Below are 6,694 nucleotides of genomic sequence, written 5' to 3' on the forward strand. Positions count from 1 at the left end.
AAAATAGATATTTATTACAGTAGATGTAATAAATTCTGACTTTTGAAACATTTCTATTCTATACTGGTTTCATTTCTTTTTCCAGAAATATCACTTCTTACATAATATATTTTTTCTATACGTTTTATCGGATTTATTTATGGAAATTTTCTATATTTTCTTTTATACTAAGGCAGAGATGAAGGGAAGGTTGACAAATATGAAGAAAAAAACAAAAGGAATCGTTGCACTCTCAATCACATTATCTATATTTTTAACAGCATGTGGACAAAAACAAGAGGCAACAACTACCGGAGAAAAGAAAAAAGAATCTTCAAAACAAGTATTAAACATTGTAGAAGCTGGGGAAATTTCTACACTTGATTCATCTATCGCAACTGATGGGTTTTCTTACGCTGCATTAAACAACGTAATGGAAGGATTATATATGCCTGGTCCTGACAATAAACCTGTTCCTGCAGCAGCTGAATCATACAAACTGAGCGAAGACGGAAAAACATATACATTTACATTACACGATTCAAAATGGTCAAATGGCGATCCAGTAACTGCTCATGATTTTGAATATGCATGGAAACGGGCCGTAAATCCAGAAACTGCTTCTGAATACGCACATATTATGTTCGATATTAAAAACGCAGAAAAAATAAATAAAAAAGAATTGCCAATTGACTCGTTTGGTGTAAAAGCAATTGACGATAAAACACTTGAAGTACAGTTAGAACACCCTGTTCCATACTTTTTAGGATTAATGGGATTCGCAACATTTTATCCTCAAAACCAAAAGGTTGTTGAATCACAAGGGAAAAATTACGGACTTGAAGCTGCAAATGTAGTTTATAACGGGCCGTTCCAATTAAGTGAATGGAAACATGATACAAGTTATAAAATGACAAAAAACCCGAACTACTGGGATAATAAAAATGTGAGGTTACATGAAATTAATGTAAATATCGTAAAAGATACTTCAACAGCCGTTAATTTATTTGAAAGTAAACAAGTAGACCGAATTACGATTAATTCTGAGTTTGTTGATAAATATCAAAAAGATCCGAGCTTAAAGAAAATGGAACGTCCTTCTGTGACGTTTTTCCGATTTAGTCAAAAGAATCCTTTACTAGCAAACAAAAATGCTCGAAAAGCGATTTCGCTTGCTTTTGATAAACAAGGAATTGCAACAACGATTTTAAATAATGGTTCTATACCTGCAAATGCATTCGTTCCAAAAGGATTCGTAAAAGGACCTGACAATAAAGATTTTCGCAGTACAAGTCATGTAAAAGTAGAAACAAACGTGAAAGAAGCTAAAACACTATGGGAAACTGCGAAAAAAGAAACAAATTTACAAAATGCTTCTCTTTCAATCATAACAACTGATGAATCTAACGATAAAAAAATTAGCGAGTTTTTAAAAGGTGAACTGGAGAAAAACTTACCTGGATTAAAAATCACATTACAACCACTTCCAGTAAAAGCATTTTTAGATCGTGAAGGAAATGGCGATTTTGAAATTTCACTCTCTACTTGGGGTCCAGATTATCCTGATCCTACAACATTTTTAAATATGTTCGTCACAGACGGACCGTTTAATAAGATGAGTTACTCAAACAAAAAATACGACGAATTAATTGAGAAAACGAGCTCTACTTTAGTAACTGACTTACCAGCACGTTGGAAAGCGTTCCAAGATGCTGAGAAAATCTTACTTGAAGATGATGCAGCCATTGCTCCAATCTTCCAATCAGGTCTTGTGTATTTAGAGCGTCCAACAGTAAAGGGTGTTGTTATTCGTCCATTTGCAGGAATTTATTCTTATAAGTGGGCCTCTATTACAGAATAAAAAAAGGCGATCCTAACATATGTTAGGATCGCCTTCTTTATTAAATCGCAAAACGCTTATACTTTTCGTAATCACTCGTCTTACATTCTACTTCTAGTTTCGTACCTTCGTTTTCATAACTCGTAGATAAAACGTGCGCATGAGTATTGAAATAAGAAACTACCTGCCCTTGATCATACGGAATTAGCATTTCACACTTCGTATACTCTTTATAAATGTGTGAGCGAATCATTTCGACAAGCTCTTTTATTCCAACATGTTTCTTCGCTGATAAATAAACGCGGTCTTCTTGTACTTTCGGAATTTCAACATCTACCATATCTGATTTGTTATAAGCATAAATAGTTGGGATATTTTCTACTCCAATTTTCTTTAACGTTTCATTTGTAATATCAATTAATTGTTCGTAATTTGGATTTGCGTAATCGACAACGTGAATAAGTAAATCTGCTTCCGCTACCTCTTCTAATGTTGAACGGAACGCCTTCACAAGATGATGCGGTAATTTACTTACAAATCCAACTGTATCTGTTAATAAGAATGATTTGTTATCTGGCAAATCAATATTTCGCACAGATGTTTCTAACGTCGCGAATAACATATCTTTTTCAAATACTTGTTTTTCTTCTGTACCATTGTAAATCTCAAGCATCGCATTCATCGTCGTTGACTTTCCTGCGTTCGTATAACCTACTAATGCTACAACAGGTACTTCATTTTTCTTACGTTGCTTTCGCTGCGTTTGACGCTGGGCAACAAGTGCTTCTAGGTCTTTATTTAAAACTGAAATCTGTTCTTCAATTTTACGACGATCTAACTCTAATTTTTTCTCACCGACACCTTTATTTTTTGTACCAACTCCGCCGCTCTGTCTTCCTAACGATTCACGAAGACCGATTAAACGTGGCATCATATATTGAAGGTGTGCTACTTCTACTTGCAACTGCGCTTCTTTCGTTTTCGCACGTTGCGCAAAAATGTCTAAAATTAATATGGTACGGTCAATTACTTTACAATCTAAATCTGCTTCTAAATTTCGAATTTGAGAAGGCGATAATTCGTCATTAAAGATTACCATATTCGCACCTACTTCATTTACATAGGCTGCTACTTCTTCAATCTTTCCTTTTCCAATATAATGTGACGGATTTACTCGTTGTAAATTTTGCGTCACTTGCCCAATTACCTCTACATCACAAGCTTCTGCAAGATTTGTTAACTCTTCCATCGAATACACAAAGTCATCTTCATTACCTAAATTTACTCCAACTAAAACTGCTCTTTGTAATAATTCTTCCATATATTTATTCCTCCATTTCGATTACGTAAAATAAAAAACACAGGTCACTGCCTGTGTTTTCGTAAACGGATCAGGGTTCACCAAAGAAACAGGAGAAAGCGATACTTTCATCCTATCTCATAGTCAATAAGTCCCAAGATCATATACGTATCCACAATAAGTGTTCACCTATACGATCCCATTCTATTTATAAAGGCAAAACAAAAAGAGGGTGTATTCGTCCCTCCCTCTTTTTCACATATAAGCTTAATAAAGGGTTCCTTTAAAATAGGCAGACCAATCCCATTCACTCTGCACACAGACAGAGCCTTTGAGCGCTATTCAATTATTGGCACAAAGTATTGAGACGTAATCTGATTAAGATCAAAGGAAGCCCCTCCGTTCATTTTAAGTTACATAAAGTGTAGCATAAGTAATTCGCTTTCACAAGATGAAACCACCTATAGAAACAGAAAGAAATTCTCTATACTTTTACTTTAATCGTCATTTTTTGCGCATTCTTCTTACATTAAAAATCACAAGAGCTACAATCAGTAACATGCCTATAGAAATGGTAACAACTTTCCACCAACTGAAACCACTGACCATCTTCCCTTTTAAATCGACTTTCTTCGTCGGAACAGATTCTTTTGCAATTTGACTTAAAGCCACTTCGTCCGCCCCTGCCTCATCTAGCTTTTTCGTACCACTGCAACTATGTGTGAATAATTGTTTCTCTTCCCCTCTTTGAGAAGAAAACACTAAGTACTCTCCTCCCTCTACAAAGTGAAACACACAATCACCACCATTTGTATATACAATAATTTGCGAAGATGTTGTCCCTTTCCAAATGCCCTTCACTTCAAATAATACTTCAATTCCAACACTTTCTTTCCTTCCAATCTCAATCACTCTTCCCTTAAACACTACATCGTTTTTTTGAAAAGCATCTTCTGCTGATACATTAATACAATCACAAGCATAAGATTTCTCTGAAAAAATAATAAGAATAAAGCTACAAATAATGACAACAGAAAATATATACAAAATCCTTTTCAAGGAGCTCAACTCTCTTCATTATCAATTTTAAAAACTTCTTGTATATGATTTTTACAACACTCGCCAAATTCCTTCATAATAAGTTAAGCATTATCACTTCAATACAATAAAAGTCTTTATTGACATTTTTATAACCTGATATTAGTATCAGGTTATAAAAATAAAGTTAGGAGCTGTTCCTATGAATTCTAAGTCCCGTATTACTGCAATTGGTACTCATGTTCCAAATCAAATATTATCTAATAATGATTTAGAAAAAATAATCGATACGAATGATGAATGGATTGTACAAAGAACAGGAATGAAGGAAAGAAGAATCGCTAGCGAAGAAGAATACTCCTCAAACTTAGCCATTCAAGCAATTGAAAATTTATGTACAACATATAAGAAAAACTTAGAAGATGTCGACTGTATCATTGTCGCTACTACTACTGCTGATTACGTTTTCCCTAGTGTTGCTTGCCAAATCCAACAATACTTCAACATACCTCATACAATGGCATTTGATTTAAATGCCACTTGCGCTGGTTTCACATATGGCTTGCATGTCGGTAATAGCTTGATTACTTCTGGATCACATAAAAAAGTACTTGTCGTAGCGACAGAGACATTATCAAAAGTTACTGATTACACCGATAGAACGACCTGCATTTTATTCGGCGATGGTGCTGGTGCTATTTTATTAGAAAGAGATGAAAACAAACCAAGCTTTATTGCCGCTCACATGGGAACAAATGGTACCGGTGGCATTCATCTATACAGAACAAACTTATCTACTACTATGAATGGCATACCACTGCAAACAAATGAAAAAATCGTTCAAAATGGGAGAGAAGTATATAAATGGGCAACACGCACAGTGCCAGTAGGTATAAAAGAACTGTTACATACTGCAAATATGAAAATGGATGATATAGACTGGTTCATTCCTCATAGCGCTAACTTACGAATGATTGAATCTATTTGTGAAAAATCTCAAATTCCAATACAAAAAACATTAACGAGCGTGGAATATATGGGAAATACATCTTCTGTCTCTATTCCAATCGCTCTAAATTCAGCTAGAAAAGAAGGGAAATTAAATAATGGAGACAAACTTTTACTGTACGGATTTGGAGGCGGTCTTACGCATTTAGGGCTTATTGTGGAGTGGGATTTGAGTTAAAAACGGATGAAAAAGAGGTTCTAGTCAATAACTAGAACCTCCCTTTAACTTCTTTCTCCTTTTCGAGACCATATCACAACAGGAATCAGCATGAAAGCTAAAACGCCCCCGGCTAATGACAATGCCGCATAACTTGAATTCGCCACTACCATACCTGACATCGCTCCGCCTGAAGCTCCAGCTAACGCAATAAACACATCTATTTTCCCTTGTGTTTTTGCACGTGTGGAAGGTATAGTTGCATCAACAATTTGAGCCGTACCACTTATTAAACCAAGGTTCCATCCTAACCCAAGTAAAGACAAAGCAACGATTAATAGTATTAAAGAATCACTCGGCGCTAGCGCCGCTATGACACCTGCTGCTAGTAAAATTACTCCGCCAGCTATACTCATCGTAGTTCTTCCAATTTTATCAATTAGCATTCCCGTAACGAGAGATGGAAGGTACATTGCACCGACATGAAAACCAATTACAAGACCTACTGCACTTAAATCGTGACCGTGGTGTCCCATGTGAACTGGCGTCATTGTCATAATTGCAACCATCACGATTTGAGTAAGTATCATTACGATAGCTCCAACAGTAATACCTCGCTTGTTTTCTATTGCCTCTTCTGTTATTGGTTGCCCTTTATATGCATGCTCTTGTTTATATGTTTCTATCATATTAGCAATAAGTAATGGATCTGGACGAAGCATAACAAATAAAACAAGACCCGCCAGTATAAATGCCGCTGCTGATAAGATGAACGGACCAGCAAGTTCAGGAATTCCAATTGAATGAGCAAACCTTCCCATTACACCTACTAAATTGGGACCTGCGACTGCACCAAAAGTCGTCATTACCATCGTAATACTAATAGCGGTTGCTCTTTGCTTCTTATTCGCTAAATCCGTTCCAGCATAACGCGCTTGTAAATTTGTAGCTGTGCCCGCGCCATATATAAGTAAAGAAACTAGTAAAAGAATAATACTATTTGTTAAAGCTGCCATCACAACTCCAATAGCCCCTAACCCGCCTACTATAAAACCTCCTGCAAGCCCTACGCGGCGACCATACTTTTGCGATAACTTCCCAACAAAGAAAGCTGCTACCGCAGATCCCATCGTAAACATAGCTGCCGGTAATCCTGCATATGCATCTGTCCCAAGCATTTGCTGCGCAAGAAGTGCACCTACTGTAATCCCAGCAGCCAACCCAGCTCCGCCGAACATTTGTGAAATGCTTACGATTAGTAACGTTCGTTTATATAATTTTTTTTGTTCTTCTTCTGTATACATACGATTACTTATTGAAACATCGGCTGTATCAATCATTTCCTCACCCTCTCTATAAAGTGAAACTTTAA

5 protein-coding genes are annotated in these 6,694 nt (G+C 36.1%); 2 read left to right on the forward strand and 3 right to left on the reverse strand.

What is annotated here, in order from left to right; translation table 11 throughout:
- The first annotated feature begins 199 nt into the window (after window positions 1–199).
- Entirely contained in the window at window positions 200–1,840 is a 1,641-nt protein-coding gene (locus tag COL05_RS03865; RefSeq protein ID WP_098667658.1) for a peptide ABC transporter substrate-binding protein, read from the forward strand.
- Window positions 1,841–1,880: 40 nt separating this feature from the next.
- On the opposite strand, the gene hflX is transcribed toward COL05_RS03865, so the two are convergent.
- Entirely contained in the window at window positions 1,881–3,140 is a 1,260-nt protein-coding gene (hflX, locus tag COL05_RS03870) for a GTPase HflX (RefSeq protein WP_098667659.1), read from the reverse strand.
- Window positions 3,141–3,623: 483 nt separating this feature from the next.
- Entirely contained in the window at window positions 3,624–4,178 is a 555-nt protein-coding gene (locus tag COL05_RS03875; RefSeq protein ID WP_142337341.1) for a cobalamin biosynthesis protein CbiN, read from the reverse strand.
- Between the two features lie 181 nt (window positions 4,179–4,359).
- Between COL05_RS03875 and COL05_RS03880 the strand changes: the two genes are divergently transcribed.
- Entirely contained in the window at window positions 4,360–5,343 is a 984-nt protein-coding gene (locus COL05_RS03880; RefSeq protein WP_098667661.1) for a ketoacyl-ACP synthase III, read from the forward strand.
- A 44-nt stretch (window positions 5,344–5,387) separates the two neighbouring features.
- On the opposite strand, the gene COL05_RS03885 is transcribed toward COL05_RS03880, so the two are convergent.
- Window positions 5,388–6,662 carry an MFS transporter gene (locus tag COL05_RS03885; protein WP_098667662.1) on the reverse strand — a complete coding sequence of 425 codons (1,275 nt, stop codon included), beginning with the start codon at window positions 6,660–6,662 and terminating at the stop codon, window positions 5,388–5,390.
- Window positions 6,663–6,694 lie beyond the last annotated feature (32 nt).

It is taken from the genome of Bacillus sp. AFS059628 (genome assembly GCF_002571225.1).
Taxonomy (GTDB): domain Bacteria; phylum Bacillota; class Bacilli; order Bacillales; family Bacillaceae_G; genus Bacillus_A.